A 20582-nucleotide genomic window follows, 5' to 3' on the forward strand; every position below is an offset into this window, starting at 1 on the left:
GCCGCCGGCGCCGCTTATGCAGGTGCCCGGGCCATGGTCACCATGAAGCAGGTGGGGCTCAATGTCGCCTCCGACCCGCTGATGAGCCTTACCTATATCGGCGTCAAAGGCGGCATGGTTATTGTTGTGGCCGACGACCCTGGCCCCATCTCCTCCCAAACCGAGCAGGACACCCGTCACTTTGCCCGGTTTTCCAAGCTGCCGGTCTTTGACCCCAGCTCTCCGGAGGAGGCCTACGCCATGGTGCGGGACGCCTTCGAGCTCTCGGAGAAATACCACACGCCGGTATTCCTGCGCCCCACCACCCGGGTTTGCCATGGCTGTGCCTCCATCGAGATACAGGAGCCGCTTCCTCGGAAAAAGCCGGAGGGCTTTGTCAAAGACCCCAAGTGGGTTATCTTCCCCCGGCTTTCCTTCCAGCGCCATGGAGAGATTGAAGTCACCCTGCCCCAGATGGGAGAAGAACTCTCCCATAGCCCCTTTAACCGGATGGAAGAGGCGCAAAAAGCCTCTTCTCACAGCCGGTACGGCATCGCCGCCGGCGGTATCAGCTATGAGTATGTAAAGGAGGCTCTGGGCGGTACCGATGTACGGCTTCTGAAGGTAGGAACCCCCCATCCCTTCCCCGAATCTCTGGCCCTGCGCTTTCTGGAGGGGCTGGATCAGGTGCTGGTCCTAGAGGAGCTGGATCCGGTCATCGAGCGGGAGCTTGTCTACCTTTGCGGCAAGCATCATCTGGATGTGCAGATTAAGGGCAAGCTCACCGGTGATGTCAAACCCGCCGGTGAAAACACCGTAGAATCGGTGAGATCCTCTATCTCCGCCTTTTTCGGGGTGACCCTGTCCGCTCCTGCGCCGGAAAAACTCCCCCCATTGCCTGTCCGGCCGCCGGTCCTCTGCGCTGGATGTCCTCACCGCGCTTCTTTCTATGCGGTAAAGCAGGCTATGAAGGGTAAAAAAGCCGTGTTTTCCGGGGATATCGGCTGCTATACCCTGGGCAACGCCATGCCCCTGGATATGGTGGACACCTGCCTTTGTATGGGCGCCGGCGTCACCATCGCCCAGGGCATCCACCGGGTAGAACCGGACACTGTCAATTTCGCTTTTATCGGCGACTCCACCTTCTTTGCCTCCGGCATCACCGGGGTGGTCAACGCCGTTTATAATCAGACCGACATCGTCCTCATTGTGCTAGACAATTCCACCACTGCTATGACCGGTCATCAGCCCCATCCCGGCACCGGACGCACCATGATGGGCGAAGTTTCCGCCGCTGTCAGCATCCCCGCAGTGCTAAAGGCCATCGGGGTCAAATCGGTGGTCACCGTCGATCCTCTGGACCTTGCCGCCGCGGTGGAGGCGGTACAAAACGCCGTCAAGGTCAAAGGCGTTTCCGCCGTCATCTTCCGCTCCCCCTGCATCGCCGTCACAAAGCCCTCCCCTGGCTACACTGTGGACCCGGCCAAGTGCATCGGCTGCAAAAAATGCATCCGGGAACTGGGATGTCCCGCTCTCGTCTGGCAGGAAAAGAAGGCGGCCATTGAGCCATCCCTGTGCTATGGCTGTTCCATCTGTGCCCAGGTATGCCCCTGCGGCGCCATCACCCTGACAGGAGGTGACAGCAAATGAACGTCAGCATCATGCTCTCCGGCGTAGGAGGTCAGGGAACCATCCTCGCCTCCAAACTCATTGCCCAGGCCGCCATGGAAAAGGGTCTCTCCGCCCGCACCGCCGAGACCATCGGCATGGCCCAGCGGGGCGGCTGTGTGGTCAGCCATGTCCGCATCGGGGAGGAAATCCACTCTCCCATGATCCCCATAAAGGGGGCTGACCTGATCCTGGGCTTTGAACCTGCGGAAGCAGTCCGCTGCCTGCCCTATCTGAAAGAGGGTGGCGCCGTGGTGGTCAGCGCCAAGGAGGTAAAGCCTGTCACCGCCGCTTTGGGCGGCACCGATTACCGCGCCCAGGATATGCTGGACTTTCTCCGCCAAAAGGTAGGGAATGTGGTCGTGGTGGATACCGAAGCCATCTGCCGGGAATGCGGCAGCGCTAAGGTTCTCAACACTGCCCTGTTGGGCGCTGCCGCCGCCACCGGCAAGCTGGGCCTTACTCCAGAAGAAATAGAAGGGGCTCTGAAAAAGCGCCTTCCTGAAAAGCTGATTCCCATGAATTTACAGGCCCTCCGCGCCGGAGCCCAGGCCAGAGTAGGAGAATAACGCCATGAAAATGAAAGAGTTCCAGTTCGAACTGATTAAAAAGCAGCTAAAAAAACTGACCGCTATCCCCGGCGGGTTCTATCAAAAGAAATTTGAGGGGATTGATATCGACGCCATCCAGTCCCAGGAGGACTTTGAAAAGCTTCCCTTTTCCTGGAAAGGCGATCTGCGGGAAGCCTATCCACTGGGATTGCAGGCGGTGCCTGACAGCGAGATTGTCCGCATCCACTCCTCCTCCGGCACCACCGGGACGCCGGTTATCATCCCCTACACCCGCAAGGATGTAGAGGACTGGGCTATTATGTTCAAGCGCTGCTATGAGACGGCGGGGGTCACCCCCTTAGACCGGATCCAGATCACCCCGGGCTATGGACTGTGGACGGCAGGCATCGGCTTTCAGGCCGGGGCAGAGCTTTTGGGCTCTATGGTCATCCCCATGGGGCCGGGCAACACCGACAAACAGCTGCGGATGATGCAGGACCTGAAAGCTACTGTACTTTGCGCCACCTCCTCCTATGCCCTGCTTCTGGCGGAGGAAATCGCCAAACGGGGGATCACCGATCAGATTCACCTGACCAAGGGCATCATCGGTTCCGAGCGGTGGGGCGAAAAGATGAGAAAGCGCATTGCCGCCGAATTGGGCGTCAAGCTCTATGATATCTACGGCTTGACCGAGGTCTATGGCCCCGGCATCGGCATGAGCTGCGACTACGAATGCGGCATGCATTACTGGGACGACTATATCTACTGCGAGATTGTGGACCCCAAGACAGGGGAAATTCTTCCCGATGGAGCCATTGGAGAGCTTGTCATCACCACCCTGCGCAAAGAGGGGGCTCCTCTCATTCGGTACCGGACCCATGACCTCACCCGCTTTTTGCCTGGGGAATGTCAGTGCGGCCTGCCCTATCCCCGCATCGACACCCTCATCGGCCGTACCGACGACATGATTAAGGTCAAGGGGGTCAACATCTTCCCCAGCCAGATTGACGAGCTTTTAAGCACCATCGAAGGCGCTTCCAGCGAATATCAGGTCATGATCGACCACCTGGGCGGCCGGGATATCCTGACCCTCTTTGTGGAGGCAAATCCCGAGGTGGACAAAGCCGCTCTGGAGCGCACCATCAAGTTCCGTTTTAAAGAGAAGATCGGCATTTCCATCGCCTGCAAACCGGTGGAAATCGGAGACCTTCCCCGCAGCGAAAAAAAATCCACCCGCATCTTCGACAACCGTTACTGAGTCTGTTTTGTATCTTCTAACAAGACGGATATTCCCGAGGGAATATCCGTCTTTTGCGTTATGGAGAGTTTTTTGTCCTTTTTCAAAAAAACATGGCGTCGGGCACCGATTTGAGATATAATGAAAATCGTGCCTGTGAGTTTTCTCACATCTGAGAAAGGAAGTTTTATCATTGTCTTATCTGCAACTGATTCGGGATTTTGCCCCCTCCTGTGAACAGGAAGCCGGGGATCAGCGTCTCATGCTTCAGCTCGCCGAACCTGATCCTGACTTCTTGCTTCTCCGCCAGTGCCTTCACGCCCATTTCACCCCCTCCGGATTGGTTTTTAACCCCGCTTTGGACAAGGTCCTTCTTGTCCACCACAACATCTATCACACCTGGAGCTGGACTGGAGGACACGCAGACGGAAATTCCGACTTCGCAGAAGTGGCCCTGCGGGAGGCCTGGGAGGAAACCGGCCTAAGGGCACGGCTCCTCTCTCCGCGGATTGCCTCCTTGGATGTACTGCCTGTCTTCGGACATGTCAAAAAGGGAGAGTATGTCAGCGCCCATCTTCATCTGTGCCCTTCCTTTTTGCTGGTGGCGGAAGAAGAGACTCCCATCGTCTGTCCGGAGGAAAACAGCGGTGTAGCCTGGTTTCCTCTCGGGGAGGTTGCCCATGCGTCAGGGGAAGCATGTATGATCCCCATTTATGAGAAACTCATCTCCCGGGCAAAAAAGTTCAAAAAGGAATCATGTCAATGAAAGATACATCCTCTCTTCGCAACCTTCTGCCGGCTTGGCAGAAGGGCCTTTCCCTGATCCCCTCCCCACTGCTCGCCTGGTACGATCAAAGCGCCCGGGTCCTGCCCTGGCGCTCCGATCCACAGCCCTACCATGTCTGGGTTTCTGAAATCATGCTCCAGCAGACCCGGGTGGAGGCGGTCAAGCCCTATTTCGACCGGTTTTTGACCGCTCTTCCCACCATCCAAAGCCTGGCGCAGGCTCCGGAGGATCAGCTTCTCAAGCTCTGGGAGGGCTTGGGCTACTATAACCGGGTCCGCAACCTGAAAAAGGCCGCCATCCAGGTGGTGGAGCGCTATGGAGGGGCCCTGCCCGCCGATTTTGACGCGCTGCGCGCCCTGCCCGGCATCGGGGATTATACAGCGGGAGCCATCGCCTCCATCGCCTTTGGCATTCCAGTGCCCGCCGTAGACGGCAATGTGCTGCGGGTGGCCTCCCGCGTCCTGTGCAGCCGGGAAGATATTTCCAAGGAAAACGTCAAAAAAGCCATGGCCCAGGCTATCTCCTCCATCCTGCCCCGGGAGCGGGTAGGAGATTTTAACCAGGCCCTTATGGAGCTAGGCGCCATGATCTGCCTCCCCAACACTCCACCCCGATGCCTTCTCTGCCCGCTACAGGGGATATGTGAAGGCTTTTTACAGGGGATGGCGGAGAAACTCCCGGTAAAAGCCGCTAAAAAGCCGCCAAAAACGGAGGAAAAAACGGTCTGCGTCTTGATTTATGATGGAAAAGTAGCCCTGCGCCGCCGGCCTGCCTCCGGTCTGCTGGCGGGAATGTGGGAACTTCCCCACTGGGAAGGGCATCATGGTGCCAATGAAATGAAGGACCTGTTAGCAACATCCGGTATCCAAGCAGGAGAAATAAGCCTCCTTCCCTCCGCCCGCCATATCTTCACCCACCGCGTTTGGGAAATGGAAGGATTGGCCGTCCACTGTCAGGCTGACGCCCTGCCAGAAGGCTGGGTGTGGGTCTCCCTAGAGGAATTGGCCGAGCAGTATGCCCTTCCCGGAGCTTTTGCCTCTTTTGCCCGGTTGCTGCCGGGACTTATCGGGCCGTCATCCACGGCCCCATCAAACCCATGAAAGGAAGATTTTGTTGGAGCATCCAACTCTCATCAATAGTTATGCCAAGGGATTCCGGGATGGAATCCCTATTGGGCTGGGATATCTGTCCGTCTCCTTTACCTTTGGTATGATGGCCGTCTCCATGGGGCTGCCGGTCTGGGCCGCTGTCCTCATCTCCATGACCAACCTGACCTCGGCAGGCCAGTTTGCCGGGCTCTCTCTCATTGTCTCCGGCGCACCAATGGTGGAGATGGCGCTGACCCAGTTCATCATCAATCTGCGGTATGCCCTCATGTCCCTCTCCCTCTCCCAGAAGCTGGACAAGACGGTTACCACCTTTGAGCGCTGTCTCATCGCCTTTGGCAATACCGACGAAATCTTTGCCGTCTCCTCCGGGCAGAAGGGGACGGTGGGCAAGCGGTATATGGCGGGGTTGATCACCGCCCCCTACCTAGGCTGGACCTTAGGCACCCTCGTTGGCGCCGCCGCCAGCACCATCCTTCCCACCTCCATCCGGACGGCGTTGGGGATCGCTATCTACGGCATGTTTATCGCCATCATTGTGCCTCCGGCAAAGCATCTCAAATCTGTGCGGATTGTTCTCGCAATCTCGGTAGTCCTCAGCTGCCTGTTCGCTTGGCTTCCCCTGCTCAAAAGCATTTCCAGCGGATTCGTTATCATTATCTGTACCATCCTAGCCGCTGCCTTCGGCGCAAAATTTTTCCCGGTAGAGGAGGCTGAGTAATGGATATTCCCCGCTTTTTACTCTATGTCCTGGTGATGGCAGGGGTCACCTATCTTATCCGCATGCTGCCTCTGGCCATCTTCCGCAAAAAAATTGAGAGCAAATTTATCAAGTCCTTTTTGTTTTATGTCCCCTACGCCGTTTTAGGCGCCATGACCTTTCCCGCCATCCTTTCTTCCACCGGTTCCCTTTGGTCTGCCTTAGCCGGATTTGCCGTGGCCATCGCGCTGGCCATCCGGGAAAAGGGGCTGCTCACCGTGGCCATGTCCGCCTGTGGCACCGTGTTTTTGGTGGAGCTTGCCATGAGGATGTGGATCGCCTAAATCTTCCAAAGAAAAAAGCCGGCTGCTTGCCGGCTTTTATTTTTTCTTTATGCCATTGACGATTCTGGTTTGGATGTTTTTCTCTCAGCACGGATCTTATCTACCCGGCGCTCTGACATGCTTAGCACCGTGAATTCTACCCCGCCTACAGTGACGGAGGGATGCTCGTTCTCCTCCGGAATACGGCCCAACTGACCGGTAATATAGCCACCGATGGTGTCGTAGTCATCTTCGTCATCAATCTTGATCTCAAAGAGCCGTTCCACCTCTTCAATATCAGTGGTCCCGTCAATGGTAAAAACATTGTCTGAGAGCTTGGAGATATCCTCCTCTTCCTCGTCGTATTCGTCCTGGATACTGCCCATGACAGATTCCACCACGTCCTCCATGGTGACTACGCCAGAGGTGCCGCCGTATTCATCCACCACAATGGCAAACTGCATCTTTTCCGCTTTGAGCTGGGTAAACAGTTCCGCACAGGAGATAGTCTCCGGTACAAACATAGGCTTTCTCATCACATCTTTTAAAGAGAACGCCTCACTGCAGCTAAGGTAGTGGAGCAAATCCTTGACATAGACCACGCCAACGATGTCATCCATATCCTCTTCAAACACCGGGATACGGGAATGACCGGAGCTGGTGGCTTCCTCCACCAACTTTTCTATAGAGGTTTCCACCTCTACCGCCGTCATTTCGGTGCGGTGGGTCATAATATCCCCTGCTGTCCTGTCATCGAACTCGAAGATATTATCGATCATCTCTTTCTCGCTCTCTTCGATGTTGCCGTTTTCCTTGCCCACATCCACCATCATCCGGATCTCTTCCTCGGTGGCCTCTTCCGGCTTTTCATTGGGATCGATCCCAAACAAACGCAGCACCCCGTTGGTGGAGGCAGATAGAAGCGCTACAAAGGGCTTTTCCACCTTATAGATCACCGCCAAAGGCCGTGCGATGGCGAAGGAAATCTTCTCACTGCTGGCCATTGCCAGCCGTTTGGGCACAAGTTCGCCGAAGATTAGGGTGATATACGAAAGAATAATCGTAATTACAATAATAGAGACCAACTGCACCAGCGCCGGGGATACCGGCACGTTGCGGAAAGCATAGACAATGTATTCCGCAAAGGTGTCTGCCGCCACAGCCGATGCCAGGAAGCCGGAAAGGGTAACGCCTACCTGGATGGTAGCCAAAAATCGGGAAGGCTCCCCTGTCAGCCGCAGCAGGATCTCTGCCTTTTTGTTCCCCTCTCCCGCCTGATGCTTCAGTTTATTGTCATTGAGGGAAATAATGGCGATTTCCGCCATAGCAAAAAAAGCGTTGGTGCCAATGAGTATAATCAGTAATACAATGTAGAGCCACAAACTTCCGTCGGGTTCCATAAGACATCTCCTTTTTCACATAAATTGAATATACTATATCTGTTTTTCCCCCATTCGTCAAATGCCCCTAAGGGCAAAAAACAGCCGCTTTGGGCCGCTTTGGGCCAAAGCGCTCTATTGTCGCCCGCTACTTTTGATTTTTGCCTTCCAGAAAAACCTCACCCGGCAGCGCGCCTTTATGGTGCTTGCGCCTCTCATCCAGAAAGGATATAATGGTAAAAAAACGTGAACTTAGGGGGTATTTTATGAAGCGTTCTATTTTTATCAGCAACATTATCCAGGAAATGGCTGACTATGACAAGGGTTCTCCCAAACACATCAACCATTTCCTCAAGGTATTCTCCTATGCCCGGACCATTGGCATTCTGGAAGGGTTGGACAAAGAAACCCGGCTGATTCTGGAAACGGCGGCGGTTCTTCACGACATAGGCATTCCTATCTCCAAGGAGAAGTACGGCTCTAGCGCCGGTCATTATCAGGAGCTGGAAGGGCCTCCTATTGCCGAAAAATTGCTAAAAAAATACGCGGTCTCTGAGGAACTGATCCAGCGGGTCTGTTATCTTATCGGGCATCATCATACCTATTCTGCCATTGATGGCATGGACTATCAGATTTTAATCGAAGCCGACTTCCTCGTCAACTGCGATGAGGAGAAAATGACCCCGGAGCAGATTGATCATATCCGCAGTAAATATTTCCGGACCAAAACCGGAAAACGTTTGCTGGACGACCTCTTCCCTCCTAAAGCTGAAAATCCGTGAGGATTTTATTTTATCTTTCCTGCGGATCCTTTCGAGGCTGAAAATCCGGACAGGCCGGATCATCCCTTCCAATGCGGGTCTTCTCCCCAATCTTATAGTTGCGGCTGAAAAAGCCGCCCTTCCTTCGGCAGAAGAAGCAGGGAGGCCGGCGGTAGGCACTCCCCCGGTCATCAGCATAAAAGTATTGGCACTCCCAGCATTTTCTCTCCACACGCGCTCACCTCTTTGTTTAGTATACCACAAACCAGCACCCATTACGACGGCACATTTGCGCGCTTTTCTCCACGCGGCAGCGCCAGCATAAACCAAGCGTCAACCTCCGATCTTAATATTGCAGGAGAATTGGCAATATGTTACACTGGGGATAGGAAACGAGGAAAGGATGCTGACTTGATGCATATTGTTTTATTAGAGCCTTTGGGGATTTCTGAAGAGATACTGAATTCTTATACAAAGCCTCTGCTGGAGGCCGGACATACCTTCGCCGCATACCCCAAAGATACAGACCCCCAGGTACAGATACAGCGCGCAAAAGATGCCGATGTGATCATGATCGCCAACATGCCTTTGACCGGCGATGTCATCCGGGCCTGCAAACACCTTCGGTTTATTGACGTGGCTTTTACCGGTGTTGACCATGTGGATTTAGCCACAGCCAAGGAAATGGGGGTTGCCGTCAGCAATGCTGCGGGTTATTCTACCCAGGCGGTGGCAGAACTCACCCTCTGCATGATGCTTTCCCTGCTGCGGAACGTTCCTCAGGTAGATGCCCGCTGCCGGGAGGGTAAGACAAAAGATGGCTTAGTTGGCCGAGAACTAGCTGGAAAGACCGTAGGAATCGTTGGAACCGGCGCTATCGGCCTTCGCGTCGCCCAGCTCTGCAAGGCCTTTGGCTGCAGGGTCATTGCCTATGCCCCCCGTCCCAAGGAAGCCGCTCAGGGCTTGGTGGAGTATGTTTCTTTGGAAGAACTCCTATCTCAATCGGATATTGTCTCCCTCCACTGCCCCCTCAACGACAGCTCCCGTCATCTGATCAACAAAGAGAGGATCGCCATGATGAAAACCTCGGCGCTTCTCATTAATGCGGCCAGAGGTCCTGTGGTAGATTCTGCCGCTTTGGCCGATGCTCTGAACAATGGCGCTATCGCCGGAGCCGGCATCGACGTCTTTGAGGACGAGCCTCCTCTCGATCCATCCCATCCTCTGCTACACAGCAAAAATACCATCGTCACTCCCCATGTGGCCTTTGCATCCCAGGAATCCATGGTGGCGCGGGCACAGATTGTCTTTGACAATATCCTCCGATGGGCCGCCGGAAAACAGCAAAATATTGTTCTTTAAAGCGAATTCGCATTTACTTCCCCTTGAAAGATGCTAACAGCACGCCTCCAGAATAAAAAAAGCTATCCACGCATCAACATTGCTGCATGGATAGCTTTTTTCCTGACCGCTCCTGATTCCCTTTTAAGGAGAAAGCTACAGCGGCCGATCCGTTTCGGTTAGGAGTTTCTGTCCGTCCCAGTAAATAAGTCAATGGAAACATCGAAATAATCGGCGAATAAAATGAGGGGATTGTAATCTGCTTCTCTCTCCTCATTTTCATAGCGGCTAATTGTGTTCTGAGCTATGTTAAAATTTATTCCAAATTTCAGCTGAGAAATTTGTCTGCTTTTTCGAAGCTTTTTAAGAATAAATATATGCATTCTCCTTGACATCACTATCTCAAAATGGCATTATTTTATTGTCACATTTTGGTATATAATGGAGGGAGTTCAATGATTTGGGGAATTCTTCTGTCTGCTTTTGGTTTGGGAGGCACGTTTGGGTTCTGGAATTATATCGCCAACGATATCCGCTACAGCTATAGAAGCCCTTTCACAAGCCATGAATTGACCATTCTATGTCTGCTCTTTCTTTCCATTGCCATGCTTCTTGCCGGTATTCTGGTAATCATTTTCGCTGTCATCCGAAAGAATAACCAGGATAGACTCCAGCGGGTAGAGCGGATGGGGCCTGGCAACCAGATGGCGGGGGTCTGCCCCCAATGCGGATTAAACATTACATCTGGGACAGAGATATGCCCCAGATGCGGTTATTCTATGATAAAAAGCGAGGAGGAATTATAATGGCGAGATCTACTTTCACCATTCCCTATCAGTGCAGCTTTGAAGAAGCGCAGAAAAAGGTAGAATCTATTCTGCAGGACAACGGCTACCATCCCCAGGTGATCAAAACCGGTGAAAATGTGTGGAAAAATGGAGTCGGGATGCTGACGGCCATGAAATTTGTAAAGGTAGAATATGGTCCCGGACAAATTCAGCTCTCCGCCTGGGTACAGGTTGGCATCGGCAGCGTGGGCGGTGGAGAAATGGATTTAAATGGTGTTGTTGGGGCCATCCCCAAGAAGCAGCTGTTAAAATTAATTGAGAAGATCAAACAAGCTTTTTAAAAAGTAGTAGAAGTCGGCCCCCTTTTCATTAGTTTTAGCTTTCACACGAATCATCTCAAATAAGCCTCCAAACTTAATTGGTTTGGAGGCTCATTTTGATCATCCAGGCATTCATCTTCACTATTTTGTAATGTCCGCTACCATCTTTGATTGCTTTTGCCTTTGCTTTTCTTTTCTAAATAGTATGGATGCAAAATGTTCATAAAATCTCTCTTGATTGGGGGCTGTTCTTCCTCTATTATATTTACGTTATATATAATATAGCAAATAACTGAATAGGAGGCTTACTATGGATGTACTGGTCTTTAAAGACAAGGTATGGGATCTGATGCGCAGCATCAATGAAAATATCAACAATACTTTCCTGCGGATCAGCGAAGAACATGGGCTTACCATGCTGCAATTTCGTACCCTACTCATTGTCCGGGACGGCACCGTGGGCAGCATCGGCACATTGGCCCACTCTTTGGGTGTTGCCAGCGCCAATGCTTCTTCCATGTGCAAGCGGCTGGAAAAGGAAGGTTTCCTTTCCCGCATCCGTGATACCCAGGATGAACGGGTGGTTAGCCTCCATTTGACCCCAAAGGGTCATGCCACTGTCCAGGCCATTGAGGATTCTCTCCGCGTCAAATTTTCCCCTGTGATGGAAAATGAGCCAAAGGAAAAGATGCAGGCCATTGTATCCGGATTGGAAAGCCTCAATCAACTAATGGAACGGCTCTCAGCCGTCCTGAAAGACAGTGAGCAGCAGTAAATATTCCCTTACAAAGGAGGAAACAGCATGCAGGAGCAGAAAACCCCTAAAAAACCACTGATCTACTATGCTTGTATTGCCCTGGTAGTCCTTATCTTTCTGAATGCCCTTGTCTTCCCCATGTTTTCCACCCAAATCACCGAAGTGGATTACAGCACATTCTTAACCCAGGTACAAAATCATCAGGTGACCAAGGCGGAAGTCAGTGATACACAGATCGCCTTTATCGTTCCGGACGAAAATGGCAGGGACAACTATTATGTCACCGGCCGAATGGATGATCCCGATCTCACCCAAACCCTATTTGATGCCGGTGTGCAATTTGGAAAGGTCATTCCCCAGGAAAGCTCCCCCCTGCTTTCCTTCCTCTTGACCTGGATCCTTCCCACCCTGATCTTCTTCGGTATCGGCGTCTTGCTTATGCGTTCCCTGCAGAAAAAGGCAGGCGGACAAAATGCCATGACCTTTGGCAAGAGCAATGCCAAAATCTATGTATCAGCGCAAACCGGAAAAACCTTTGCCGATGTGGCCGGTCAGGATGAGGCAAAAGAGGCACTGACTGAAATTGTGGATTTTCTCCACAATCCTCAGAAATATGCTGATATTGGTGCAAGCCTTCCCAAAGGCGCATTGCTGGTAGGCCCTCCGGGAACCGGTAAAACCCTATTGGCCCAAGCTGTGGCCGGTGAAGCCAAAGTTCCCTTTTTCTCCATTTCCGGCTCGGAATTCGTGGAAATGTTTGTAGGTATGGGTGCCGCGAAGGTCCGCGACCTGTTCAAACAGGCCCAGGAAAAAGCTCCCTGTATCGTCTTTATCGACGAAATCGACACCATCGGTAAAAAAAGAGACGGCGCTATGGGGATTGGCGGAAATGATGAGCGGGAACAGACCCTCAACCAGCTGCTTACCGAAATGGATGGCTTTGACGGCAGAAAGGGTGTTGTCATCCTCGCCGCCACCAACCGGCCCGAGACGCTGGATAAGGCCCTGCTCCGCCCAGGCCGTTTTGACCGCCGCATCCCGGTGGAGCTGCCCGACCTTCAGGGACGTGAAGCTATTTTGAAGGTTCATGCCGCCAAGGTCAAAACAGATGGAAACATTGATTACAACGCCATTGCCCGCGCTACTTCCGGCGCCTCCGGCGCGGAGCTTGCTAATATCGTCAATGAGGCGGCACTCCGGGCGGTGAAATGCGGACGCAAAGCTGTCTGCCAAAGCGACCTGGAGGAAAGCGTCGAAGTGGTCATCGCCGGCTACCAGCGCAAAAATGCTGTCATCTCCCCGCGGGAAAAGGAGATCGTCTCCTACCACGAAATCGGACACGCTTTGGTTGCCGCCCTCCAAACCGATTCTGCTCCTGTTCATAAAATTACCATTGTGCCCCGTACCTCTGGCGCTCTGGGTTATACCATGCAGGTAGATGACACGGAGCGCGCCCTTCTCTCCAAGGAGGAGGCTTTCAACAAAATCGCCACCTTTACCGGAGGCCGGGCTGCGGAGGAGCTGATCTTTGGCACCTTTACTTCCGGCGCCTCCAACGATATTGAACAGGCTACCAAGCTGGCCCGCTCCATGGTGACCCGCCTAGGTATGAGCAAGGAATTTGACATGATGGCCCTGGAAACCGTCGACAACCAATATCTTGGCGGCGACGCTTCCCTTGCATGCTCTCCCGAAACCTCTGCCAAAATTGATGAAGAGGTCCTAGCACTCATTAAAAGCGCCCACGAAAAGGCAATCGGAATCCTCAAGGATAACATCGACAAGCTTCATGAGCTGGCGCATTATCTTCTGGAAAAAGAAACTATCACCGGAGAAGAGTTCATGACGATCCTGAAAAAGTAGAGACTGCTAAACGGTACTTCTCATTTTGTTCTCCCGACGATTGAAAAGGAGGTTTCTCACAATGAATTGGCTGCGCAACTTTCTTTATGGCCGCCATGGTTCCGACGCCCTTTCCTTCGCCCTGATGATCTTGTTTATCATTCTTTCCATCCTAGGGCAGCTGCTTCGGTGGCCGGTTCTCTACTTTTTGGCCTATATCCCCCTGATCCTCTGTTTTTATCGAATGCTTTCCCGCAACCATGAAAGACGTTACAGGGAAAACGAGGCATTTCTTAAATTCTGGCGTCCCATCGGTCATTGGTTCTCCGTCCGGAAAAACCGGGCCATGGATAGCAAAACCCATCGCTACTACAAGTGCCCTCAGTGTAAACAGACCCTGCGGGTGCCGAGAGGAAAGGGAAAGATTGAAATCAGTTGTCCCAAATGCGGGAAAACCTTTGTCAAGAAAACCTGATACGGAACCTTTGCCCCATCAGCATAACAGCTCATGGGCAAAATACATGAAAAAGCGGTCCATGCCTTTTATGGCGTGGACCGCTTTCTCTGTTAACTCCTGGATTGGGTTAAAGGCTATCATTTTTTACACGGTATAAGCATCCATCGCCGCCCATGAGGGCAGTCAGCTCTTCGATGCGCTCTAATGGGAACGGCGGCTGGGATAGCGGCTTCACGGCAATGGACATCAGCTTCATCGGATTGTCATCCGCCGCCACCCGGTTGGAGCTCAAATGTCCGCACCGCCGGCAGCGGTGTATAATTGCCCATTCCCCATTTTTTCTCACCCATACACCCACTGGATCCATAATGCCGCCGCAGTCAGCCTCCCGGTCGCCGGGTTCAATATCCAGATGCAGGCTGCTCAGGCAGTTGGGACAGTGGTTGCGATGGTCGCTGCCTGCTCCGGCTGCCACCACCGGCCGGCCGCATACTTTGCAGGTGAAAGTATCGTTACAGGCATGGGTCTTGTAATAGCCCTTCTCAAATGATTTTCTCTTATTCTCTCGATTCATTGGGTCATTGCTCCTTGGATGCCCCATGCTGCAACATGGTGGCAAGATATTTTTTTAATCCATCACGATATTTTTGGGTCAGCCGCAGGTATTCCTGTTGTTCGTCTTCTGTCCACTCTTTCCAAATTTTATTTTCAATTTCAAAGAGCGGCTGAATCTTTTCCGCCGCATAGGTTTTTCCCTTTTCCGTCAAACAGACCACGGTATTTCTTCCCTTGCCCTGCGCGAGGTATACAATTTCTTCTTTTTCCAGCTTCCTAATGGCGGAATTGATCGTCTGTCTGCTGATGCCGGTTAATCTGCTGATTTCGCTCTGTAAGCAGCTGGTCCCTTTTTCACATATGACATATAAAATGTTCTGTACGCTATCCGAAATATCCATCTTTACGGCTGCCTCGTGGTAGAGTGCGTTGATTTCCCCCGCCAAATAGGTATATTGTCTCGCCTTGAGATAATGCATCCTTTCATCTCCTTGTATGATTTCGTACATATATATTATATCCGATTTCGTACATATGTCAATAGATTGCCCCAAACTTTCTGGTTTTCCTATTCTTCTTAAGCTACCGTATTTCTTTTGTTTGATACAAAAAGAAGCGCCCGATGCAATGCGGGCGCTTCTTCACAGTTGTTTTCCTGTAATTTTATCAAGCTTTCTCCATGGCTCCATCTTTTTGGCTAGACCGAAACCTTCTTCCTTAAGATGGACCCTGGAGGGAAAGGTCTTTCGCAGGCAAAGGAAAATTCCATCGCCGCATGGGGTGCGGAATCAATGGGCTCCCCGGCTCCATTTTTCAGCTCCCGGACCTGCAGCCGCTCTGCCTGATTCCGCGGCGGCAGCACCTCAATCCAGTCTCCCTCGCCGAATTTGTTGCGCTGCTCTCCATAGAGGACGCCATCCTCCCACCGGCGGACAACGCCAATGACATCAAAGGAGCGGATATAGCCCCCATTCTCATAATACTGTCCCTGCTCCGGCCTTCCGAAATAGAAGCCGGTGGAATACTGGCGGTGGCTGACCTTCTTGACCTCTTCCAAAAGCCAGCTATCCAGCTGGAAATGGGCAGGATCCCGCAAATACTGATCCACCGCACAGCGGTAGGCATTGGTCACCACCGATACATAATAAGCAGATTTGGCTCTTCCTTCAATTTTTAAGGAGGTGATTCCCGCTTGGACCAGTTTGTCGATATGCTCAATCATACACAGGTCCTTGGCGTTGAGGATATAGCTCCCCTTCTCGTCCTCCTCCAGCTTATAGTATTCACCTGGCCGCTTCTCCTCCATCAGATAGTAGCCCCAGCGGCAGGGCTGGGCGCAGGCCCCCCGGTTGGCATCCCGGTGGGTCATGTAGCTGGAGAGCAGGCATCTTCCCGAAAAGGACATGCACATGGCGCCGTGGACAAATGCCTCAATTTCTAGATCCGGCGGCGTCTTTTCCCGGATTTCCCGGATGGCGTCCAGACTCAGCTCCCGGGCCAGAACCACCCGTTTGACTCCCAGCCGATAAAGCTCATTGGCGGTGAGATAGTTGACGATACCGGTCTGGGTGGACATATGGATTTCCATCTCCGGTATCTCTCTTTTGCAGAGCATAAGCACCCCAATATCCGCCACAATGAGGGCGTCTACTCCAATATCCGCTAAAAAATGCAGATAGTCCGGCAACCGCTGGATTTCATCATTGGAGGGAAGGGTATTGCAGGTCACATAGACCGGCACACCCTTGCTGTGGGCAAGCTCTACCGCCTGCTCCATCTGCTGCCGGTCAAAGTTTTGAGGCGTTGCCCTCATACCGAATTCTTTTCCTCCCAGATAAACGGCGTCAGCGCCAAAGGTGAGCGCTGCTACCAGCCGCTCAAAGTCCCCCGCAGGCGCCAGCACCTCCGGTATTTTCTTTTGGATGGCCATATGCTTTCCCCTTTTCTCAACTCCAAACAGCCGCCGCTCTTCTTACAAGCGGCGGCTGCCTTTTAGCCATTCTCTTCGTCTTGGGTGGCGATGCCGTTGGTCTTGCCGTCGCCCACCTGACTGGCGGTCGCTATATTTCTCAAATGCTCATCCAAGGTCGCCGCATAGTAATAGGTGCCTTCGGAATCGGTGACGAAGTAGAAGTAATTTGTGCTTTCCGGATAAACTGCCGCCTTCAAGGCCGCTACACCCGGGCTGCAGATTGGTCCCACCGGAAGCCCGGTGCACACATAGGTGTTATAGCTGTCGTACATCTCCTGATCCGCCACCTGGAGATAAGGCTTGATATCCGTTTCAACATAGTTGATGGTGACGTCGGATTGCAGGAGCGGATAGGTATCCTGGTTATTCAGGCGGTTGTGGAAGACGCTGGAAACCATGTTCATCTCTTCCACTTCGCTGGATTCCCGCTGGATAATGGACGCCAAGGTGACCACCTCATCCATGGTCATCCCCAGCTCCTCAGCGCGGTTGGAAAGCTCACTGGTCCAGTTTGCATCAAAGGCCCGCAGGAATTTGCTGACCACCGAGTCTACATTTTCTCCCACATAGAATTCATAGGTATCGGGGAAAATATAGCCTTCCAGCTTGAGGTAGCGGTTTTCGCTGGGCGGGATATTGGCCACAAAGTCAAACCGGGAATAATCGTGTTCGTTGAGGGCGGTGATAAATTCATCCGCTGAGCAAACCCCATTTTCCTCCAGCAGGTCGGCAATATCATGGGCTGTGAGACCTTCAGGGAAGGTGACTTCCACAGTGGCGTCATCCGACAGTCCAGCGGTGAGGGTGATGATGATCTCATCATAGGACATTTTGGGGTTGAGTACATAGGTGCCGGGAACAAACTCCGTCTCCTCATCTTCATCATTTCGTGACTGGGAGTAGAGGGTGAAGATGGTCGGTTCACTGATGACCCCATTCTCCTTGAGGATCCGGGCCACATCGGAGACGCTGGAACCCTCCGGAACTGTGATCTCCACCTGTACATCCTGCTTGTTAAAGCCAAACAGATCATTGGCGCCCTGCAAGATGAAATAGGACATAAAAAGGGAAATTCCCATGACAAAGCCAATGTAAATCAAAACCCTGGCTGTCCGGCCCAGTCTTTCAAAGCGGCGCCGCAGCTTGGATTTTTTGGCGTCGTTCCCTCCTGTTGGCCGGTTTCCTCTTCCAGGAGCCGGAGAGCTTCCTCTTTCAGGCGTCCTGGGAGGAGGGTTGCCACCGCTTTTTGTCCGATGGCTTACCCCAGGGCCGGCGCCAGGATCAGGAATTTCATAATACTCCCGGTCGGTGATATTCAGCTTAAACTCATGCTTGGGCGGCTCTGGATTTTTGGGCCCGCTGTATTCCTCCTGGAACAGGGGCAGATCATCCGGCTTATCTAAACTGCTTCCGCTTTGGAAGGTAAAGCCGTCTTCTTTTGCTTGGTCCTGTGGATTCTGGTCATCGCTGTCTGCCTTGAACCTTTTCATCAGTTCTTCAAAATCATCGCGATTGTCCAAATTACTCCACCTCCTTACCCTTGGTCTCTGCATCTGTCGGTGCGGATGCTTGGCATCCGTACACAGCCAAGCCCATATCTGGCAACATTGGCAATAAGAAAAAATTTTTCAGAAAAGCTGTAACCAGCTTTTGTTTTTTTACATAGTATAAAGCAAATCAACACAAAGAGGTGACAACATTATGTGTGGAAACAACGGTTGTACATGGATCATTCTTTTGATCATCATCCTGCTCTGCTGCTGTGGCGGTTGCGGCGGTAACACCTTCAGCGGCAACGATTGTGGTTGCGGTAATAACTGCGGCTGCTAGTCATCCACTGATGGGGGCGTCCGGCCCCGAAAAAAACATAAGCGAACATCACCGTATCCCGACCAAAAGCCCTTGTATTGCCATACAAGGGCTTTTGCCTTGCCGGGATTTTTATGATTTCATCTTATTATTCCCCGGCTGGGAAGGTTTACCCCTCTTTGCCGTGGCACGGAGATACCGGTCGGTGACAATTAAATCCATAGAGACGTCATAGCGGCCGTGATAAAGCCGGTATTTGACAAATTCACTGTATACAATTCCCACCCGAGGGCCCGGATGGGCGGATAAAAATCGGTCGTAATAGCCCTTGCCATATCCCAGGCGATAGCCGTTATAATCAAAGCAAAGGCCGGGCACAATGCTCAGCGCTCTGGAAAAATCGGTGACCTTCACAGCCCGCTCTGGGTCTGGCTCCAGCACCCCAAAGGTTCCGGGGGCAAGATCATCCAGGGAGGAGATATAGAAAAATTCCATGACACTGTGCTCCGGGTCGGTGCATCTAGGCACAGCCACCCGTTTGCCGTGACGAAGCGCCTCCTGGATCAGGGCTTTGGTATCCACCTCAATGGAGGTGGAGACATAGCAGAAAATCTGCTTGGCCTGTTTATATTGATAAAGGGCCTGGACCCGTTCCTTGATCTTCTGGTCCTTTTCCTTTTTCAGCTGGGGATCCATGTCCCGGCGCTTCTGCTTGACACTATCCCGCAGCTGGCGCTTATACTGGCGGATGTCGCCCTTTACCTGCATTGGAGAGACTCTCCCAGGATCTTGGCCCGCTCTTCCCCTTTCAGACAGGCGACCAGGGCAAGGCCAAAGTCGACGGCCACGCCAGCGCCTTTGGCTGTGATGATCTTTCCGTCGACACATACGCTTTTTTCGCTTATTCTGGCCCCAGTCAACTCCTGCTCATAGCCGGGGAAGCAGATAGCTTCCTTACCCGCCAGCAGGCCCTTGTGGCCCAGAATGGACGGCGCCGCGCAGATGGCGCCAATATACAGATTATGCTCTACCGCATAGTCAATGCAGCTTTGTACCCCTGGGGATTTTTCCAGATTCAGGGTACCCGGCATGCCACCGGGGAGCACGATCATCTCAAGATCTTTTCCGTCTATATCGGTCACGGTAGCATCGCAGCCCACCGCAATACCGTGGGAGCCGACGATGACGTCGCTTTCCACCCCTACGATTTTCACATCCAGCTCCGCCCGGCGCAGAATGTCAATGGGGGCAATTGCCTCCGTCTCCTCAAAACCATTTGCCAAAAATACATAGATCACAAAAGTCCCTCCCATCGGTTATCTAGTCCAACACCAAGTTGCAATAGGGAGCATCCAGAAGCTCCCGGCCGGTCAGCCGCTCTGACAAGGACAGCAGTCCCCTATCCTGTACCTCTCCCAGATATACCGCCGCGGCGAACTCCCGCTTTTCCCCTAAGCCCATAAAAAGAGGGCTGTCAGCGGCCAGCCGCAGTTCAAACAAATCCTCGTCAAAGGCGCTGAGCAGGGCACGGCAGACCATCGTCTCATCCCTAGCGCCGCATTCCTTGACGGCAATCTTATTTTTTATTTTATAACATACCACATAACCATGTCCATAGTCTGTAGAAAATCTTAATATTTTTCCCTCTTGGAACTGGTTTTCCTCCATCACATAAGAAAGCGCCTGCTCATCCCACCGGACAAACAGCCCCTGGCGGCTGAAAAACTCCTCCCGCAGGGCGTAAAACTCCTTGGCCGTCACCTCTTCCAAGGTCAGTGGCTTTTGCAGCGCCGGTCCCTGCTGCGCCAGATGAAGAATCTCCTCTCGGGAGAGCCGCACCTGCCGCACCGAGAAGGTGGGGAGATATCCCCGCTTGCGGTAGAACTGGAAGAGGCTCTCTTCCGCCGGCACCAGCACCGATACCAATATCTCATGCTTTCTCATCCAGCGATGGGCATACTCCAGCAGGGCGCTGGAATATCCCCGGCCCTGATACTCCGGCAGGGTGGCCACCCCATAGACATACCGGGAGGCAACGGTGCCCCTATCCGTGACAATTTCGCAGGGCAGCATAGCCAGCATTCCCACCGGAAGGCCATGGTTGAGATAGACCAAGGTCTCCTCCGGACGGAAACGGCGGTCAAAGTAAAGGGAGATATACCCTTCTTCATCGCCAAAGCACCGGCGCCAAATCTCTTTGAGGGCCGGCACCATACTTTTCTCCGCAAACTGGATCATCAAGGGTTCCCC

Annotated in this window: 24 protein-coding genes; 14 read left to right on the forward strand and 10 right to left on the reverse strand. The window is 52.7% G+C overall.

All coding sequences use genetic code 11. The features are described 5' to 3' along the window. From iorA to ACZ25G_RS02965, 7 genes are all read left to right on the forward strand, one after another. Positions 1-1629 (forward strand): indolepyruvate ferredoxin oxidoreductase subunit alpha (iorA, locus tag ACZ25G_RS02935; RefSeq protein WP_463681481.1); only part of this gene is annotated, 1629 nt, incomplete at its 5' end. Then, the gene (locus ACZ25G_RS02940) at positions 1626-2216 is read left to right on the forward strand and encodes a 2-oxoacid:acceptor oxidoreductase family protein (protein WP_191482173.1); all 591 of its coding nucleotides are present in this window, start codon (positions 1626-1628) and stop codon (positions 2214-2216) included. The genes iorA and ACZ25G_RS02940, both read left to right, overlap by 4 nt. A gap of 4 nt (positions 2217-2220) precedes the next feature. Further along, positions 2221-3456 carry a phenylacetate--CoA ligase gene (locus tag ACZ25G_RS02945; RefSeq protein ID WP_191482172.1) on the forward strand — a complete coding sequence of 412 codons (1236 nt, stop codon included), beginning with the start codon at positions 2221-2223 and terminating at the stop codon, positions 3454-3456. A 172-nt stretch (positions 3457-3628) separates the two neighbouring features. Further along, entirely contained in the window at positions 3629-4201 is a 573-nt protein-coding gene (locus tag ACZ25G_RS02950) for an NUDIX hydrolase (RefSeq protein ID WP_463681482.1), read from the forward strand. Further along, the gene (mutY, locus tag ACZ25G_RS02955) at positions 4198-5322 is read left to right on the forward strand and encodes an A/G-specific adenine glycosylase (protein ID WP_463681483.1); all 1125 of its coding nucleotides are present in this window, start codon (positions 4198-4200) and stop codon (positions 5320-5322) included. Before ACZ25G_RS02950 ends, mutY begins: the two co-directional genes overlap by 4 nt. 13 nt (positions 5323-5335) lie before the next feature. Continuing rightward, entirely contained in the window at positions 5336-6049 is a 714-nt protein-coding gene (locus ACZ25G_RS02960; protein WP_224771578.1) for an AzlC family ABC transporter permease, read from the forward strand. After that, positions 6049-6372, forward strand: a complete 324-nt coding sequence (locus ACZ25G_RS02965; RefSeq protein ID WP_463681484.1) for an AzlD domain-containing protein — start codon at positions 6049-6051, stop codon at positions 6370-6372. Before ACZ25G_RS02960 ends, ACZ25G_RS02965 begins: the two co-directional genes overlap by 1 nt. A gap of 47 nt (positions 6373-6419) precedes the next feature. On the opposite strand, the gene ACZ25G_RS02970 is transcribed toward ACZ25G_RS02965, so the two are convergent. Then, positions 6420-7751, reverse strand: coding sequence for a hemolysin family protein (locus ACZ25G_RS02970; protein ID WP_463681485.1), 1332 nt, complete (start codon positions 7749-7751; stop codon positions 6420-6422). A 245-nt stretch (positions 7752-7996) separates the two neighbouring features. On the opposite strand from ACZ25G_RS02970, the gene ACZ25G_RS02975 reads away from it, so the two are divergent. Continuing rightward, on the forward strand, positions 7997-8512 hold the full coding sequence (locus ACZ25G_RS02975) for an HD domain-containing protein (RefSeq protein ID WP_191509812.1): 516 nt from the start codon (positions 7997-7999) through the stop codon (positions 8510-8512). A 10-nt stretch (positions 8513-8522) separates the two neighbouring features. On the opposite strand, the gene ACZ25G_RS02980 is transcribed toward ACZ25G_RS02975, so the two are convergent. Then, positions 8523-8723, reverse strand: coding sequence for a hypothetical protein (locus ACZ25G_RS02980; RefSeq protein WP_463681486.1), 201 nt, complete (start codon positions 8721-8723; stop codon positions 8523-8525). A gap of 182 nt (positions 8724-8905) precedes the next feature. Between ACZ25G_RS02980 and ACZ25G_RS02985 the strand changes: the two genes are divergently transcribed. Beyond that, complete coding sequence (locus tag ACZ25G_RS02985) at positions 8906-9853, forward strand: 2-hydroxyacid dehydrogenase (RefSeq protein ID WP_463681487.1); 948 nt, start codon at positions 8906-8908, stop codon at positions 9851-9853. Between the two features lie 158 nt (positions 9854-10011). On the opposite strand, the gene ACZ25G_RS02990 is transcribed toward ACZ25G_RS02985, so the two are convergent. Further along, the gene (locus ACZ25G_RS02990) at positions 10012-10227 is read right to left on the reverse strand and encodes a helix-turn-helix domain-containing protein (protein ID WP_463681488.1); all 216 of its coding nucleotides are present in this window, start codon (positions 10225-10227) and stop codon (positions 10012-10014) included. 60 nt (positions 10228-10287) lie between these two features. Here ACZ25G_RS02990 and ACZ25G_RS02995 point away from each other — a divergent pair, with 60 nt between their 5' ends. The 5 genes from ACZ25G_RS02995 to ACZ25G_RS03015 all read left to right on the forward strand — a co-directional run bounded on the left by ACZ25G_RS02995 (position 10288) and on the right by ACZ25G_RS03015 (position 14014). Continuing rightward, a complete protein-coding gene (locus tag ACZ25G_RS02995; protein WP_191482164.1) occupies positions 10288-10638 on the forward strand; it encodes a hypothetical protein in 351 nt (116 codons plus the stop codon). Continuing rightward, positions 10638-10961, forward strand: a complete 324-nt coding sequence (locus ACZ25G_RS03000) for a hypothetical protein (protein WP_191482163.1) — start codon at positions 10638-10640, stop codon at positions 10959-10961. Before ACZ25G_RS02995 ends, ACZ25G_RS03000 begins: the two co-directional genes overlap by 1 nt. Before the next feature lie 289 nt (positions 10962-11250). Beyond that, positions 11251-11715 (forward strand): MarR family winged helix-turn-helix transcriptional regulator, encoded by a 465-nt coding sequence (locus ACZ25G_RS03005; RefSeq protein ID WP_463681489.1) that lies wholly within the window; start codon positions 11251-11253, stop codon positions 11713-11715. Between the two features lie 27 nt (positions 11716-11742). Continuing rightward, a complete protein-coding gene (gene ftsH, locus ACZ25G_RS03010) occupies positions 11743-13560 on the forward strand; it encodes an ATP-dependent zinc metalloprotease FtsH (protein ID WP_463681490.1) in 1818 nt (605 codons plus the stop codon). A gap of 61 nt (positions 13561-13621) precedes the next feature. Then, the gene (locus ACZ25G_RS03015) at positions 13622-14014 is read left to right on the forward strand and encodes a UbiA prenyltransferase family protein (protein ID WP_191482160.1); all 393 of its coding nucleotides are present in this window, start codon (positions 13622-13624) and stop codon (positions 14012-14014) included. Between the two features lie 109 nt (positions 14015-14123). Here ACZ25G_RS03015 and ACZ25G_RS03020 read toward each other — a convergent pair whose 3' ends face one another. The 7 genes from ACZ25G_RS03020 to ACZ25G_RS03050 all read right to left on the reverse strand — a co-directional run bounded on the left by ACZ25G_RS03020 (position 14124) and on the right by ACZ25G_RS03050 (position 20570). Continuing rightward, positions 14124-14570, reverse strand: a complete 447-nt coding sequence (locus ACZ25G_RS03020) for an RNHCP domain-containing protein (RefSeq protein WP_342680341.1) — start codon at positions 14568-14570, stop codon at positions 14124-14126. Positions 14571-14574: 4 nt separating this feature from the next. After that, on the reverse strand, positions 14575-15030 hold the full coding sequence (locus ACZ25G_RS03025) for a MarR family winged helix-turn-helix transcriptional regulator (RefSeq protein ID WP_463681491.1): 456 nt from the start codon (positions 15028-15030) through the stop codon (positions 14575-14577). 218 nt (positions 15031-15248) lie between these two features. Then, complete coding sequence (locus ACZ25G_RS03030; protein ID WP_463681492.1) at positions 15249-16481, reverse strand: peptidase U32 family protein; 1233 nt, start codon at positions 16479-16481, stop codon at positions 15249-15251. 62 nt (positions 16482-16543) lie between these two features. Further along, positions 16544-18043, reverse strand: a complete 1500-nt coding sequence (gene mltG / locus ACZ25G_RS03035; RefSeq protein WP_463681493.1) for an endolytic transglycosylase MltG — start codon at positions 18041-18043, stop codon at positions 16544-16546. 421 nt (positions 18044-18464) lie between these two features. Next, positions 18465-19100 carry a 5-formyltetrahydrofolate cyclo-ligase gene (locus ACZ25G_RS03040; protein ID WP_191509818.1) on the reverse strand — a complete coding sequence of 212 codons (636 nt, stop codon included), beginning with the start codon at positions 19098-19100 and terminating at the stop codon, positions 18465-18467. Then, positions 19091-19630, reverse strand: a complete 540-nt coding sequence (locus ACZ25G_RS03045) for a DJ-1 family glyoxalase III (RefSeq protein ID WP_191482154.1) — start codon at positions 19628-19630, stop codon at positions 19091-19093. The genes ACZ25G_RS03040 and ACZ25G_RS03045 overlap by 10 nt, the downstream gene beginning before the upstream one ends. A 22-nt stretch (positions 19631-19652) precedes the next feature. Then, on the reverse strand, positions 19653-20570 hold the full coding sequence (locus tag ACZ25G_RS03050) for a GNAT family N-acetyltransferase (protein ID WP_191482153.1): 918 nt from the start codon (positions 20568-20570) through the stop codon (positions 19653-19655). Positions 20571-20582 lie beyond the last annotated feature (12 nt).

Source organism: Zongyangia sp. (assembly GCF_965361945.1).

What these genes read in the sequence shown, in the direction of transcription:
- mutY (WP_463681483.1), top strand. Translation starts at nt 4,198, where the DNA reads ATGAAAGATACATCCTCTCTTCGCAACCTTCTGCCGGCTTGGCAGAAG.
- ACZ25G_RS03040 (WP_191509818.1), bottom strand. Translation starts at nt 19,100, where the DNA reads ATGCAGGTAAAGGGCGACATCCGCCAGTATAAGCGCCAGCTGCGGGAT.
- ACZ25G_RS03000 (WP_191482163.1), top strand. Translation starts at nt 10,638, where the DNA reads ATGGCGAGATCTACTTTCACCATTCCCTATCAGTGCAGCTTTGAAGAA.
- ACZ25G_RS02970 (WP_463681485.1), bottom strand. Translation starts at nt 7,751, where the DNA reads ATGGAACCCGACGGAAGTTTGTGGCTCTACATTGTATTACTGATTATA.
- ftsH (WP_463681490.1), top strand. Translation starts at nt 11,743, where the DNA reads ATGCAGGAGCAGAAAACCCCTAAAAAACCACTGATCTACTATGCTTGT.
- ACZ25G_RS02965 (WP_463681484.1), top strand. Translation starts at nt 6,049, where the DNA reads ATGGATATTCCCCGCTTTTTACTCTATGTCCTGGTGATGGCAGGGGTC.
- ACZ25G_RS03030 (WP_463681492.1), bottom strand. Translation starts at nt 16,481, where the DNA reads ATGGCCATCCAAAAGAAAATACCGGAGGTGCTGGCGCCTGCGGGGGAC.
- ACZ25G_RS02995 (WP_191482164.1), top strand. Translation starts at nt 10,288, where the DNA reads ATGATTTGGGGAATTCTTCTGTCTGCTTTTGGTTTGGGAGGCACGTTT.
- ACZ25G_RS03005 (WP_463681489.1), top strand. Translation starts at nt 11,251, where the DNA reads ATGGATGTACTGGTCTTTAAAGACAAGGTATGGGATCTGATGCGCAGC.
- ACZ25G_RS02985 (WP_463681487.1), top strand. Translation starts at nt 8,906, where the DNA reads ATGCATATTGTTTTATTAGAGCCTTTGGGGATTTCTGAAGAGATACTG.
- ACZ25G_RS02990 (WP_463681488.1), bottom strand. Translation starts at nt 10,227, where the DNA reads ATGTCAAGGAGAATGCATATATTTATTCTTAAAAAGCTTCGAAAAAGC.
- ACZ25G_RS03050 (WP_191482153.1), bottom strand. Translation starts at nt 20,570, where the DNA reads ATGATCCAGTTTGCGGAGAAAAGTATGGTGCCGGCCCTCAAAGAGATT.
- ACZ25G_RS02945 (WP_191482172.1), top strand. Translation starts at nt 2,221, where the DNA reads ATGAAAATGAAAGAGTTCCAGTTCGAACTGATTAAAAAGCAGCTAAAA.
- ACZ25G_RS03020 (WP_342680341.1), bottom strand. Translation starts at nt 14,570, where the DNA reads ATGAATCGAGAGAATAAGAGAAAATCATTTGAGAAGGGCTATTACAAG.
- ACZ25G_RS02940 (WP_191482173.1), top strand. Translation starts at nt 1,626, where the DNA reads ATGAACGTCAGCATCATGCTCTCCGGCGTAGGAGGTCAGGGAACCATC.
- ACZ25G_RS03025 (WP_463681491.1), bottom strand. Translation starts at nt 15,030, where the DNA reads ATGCATTATCTCAAGGCGAGACAATATACCTATTTGGCGGGGGAAATC.
- ACZ25G_RS03015 (WP_191482160.1), top strand. Translation starts at nt 13,622, where the DNA reads ATGAATTGGCTGCGCAACTTTCTTTATGGCCGCCATGGTTCCGACGCC.
- ACZ25G_RS02975 (WP_191509812.1), top strand. Translation starts at nt 7,997, where the DNA reads ATGAAGCGTTCTATTTTTATCAGCAACATTATCCAGGAAATGGCTGAC.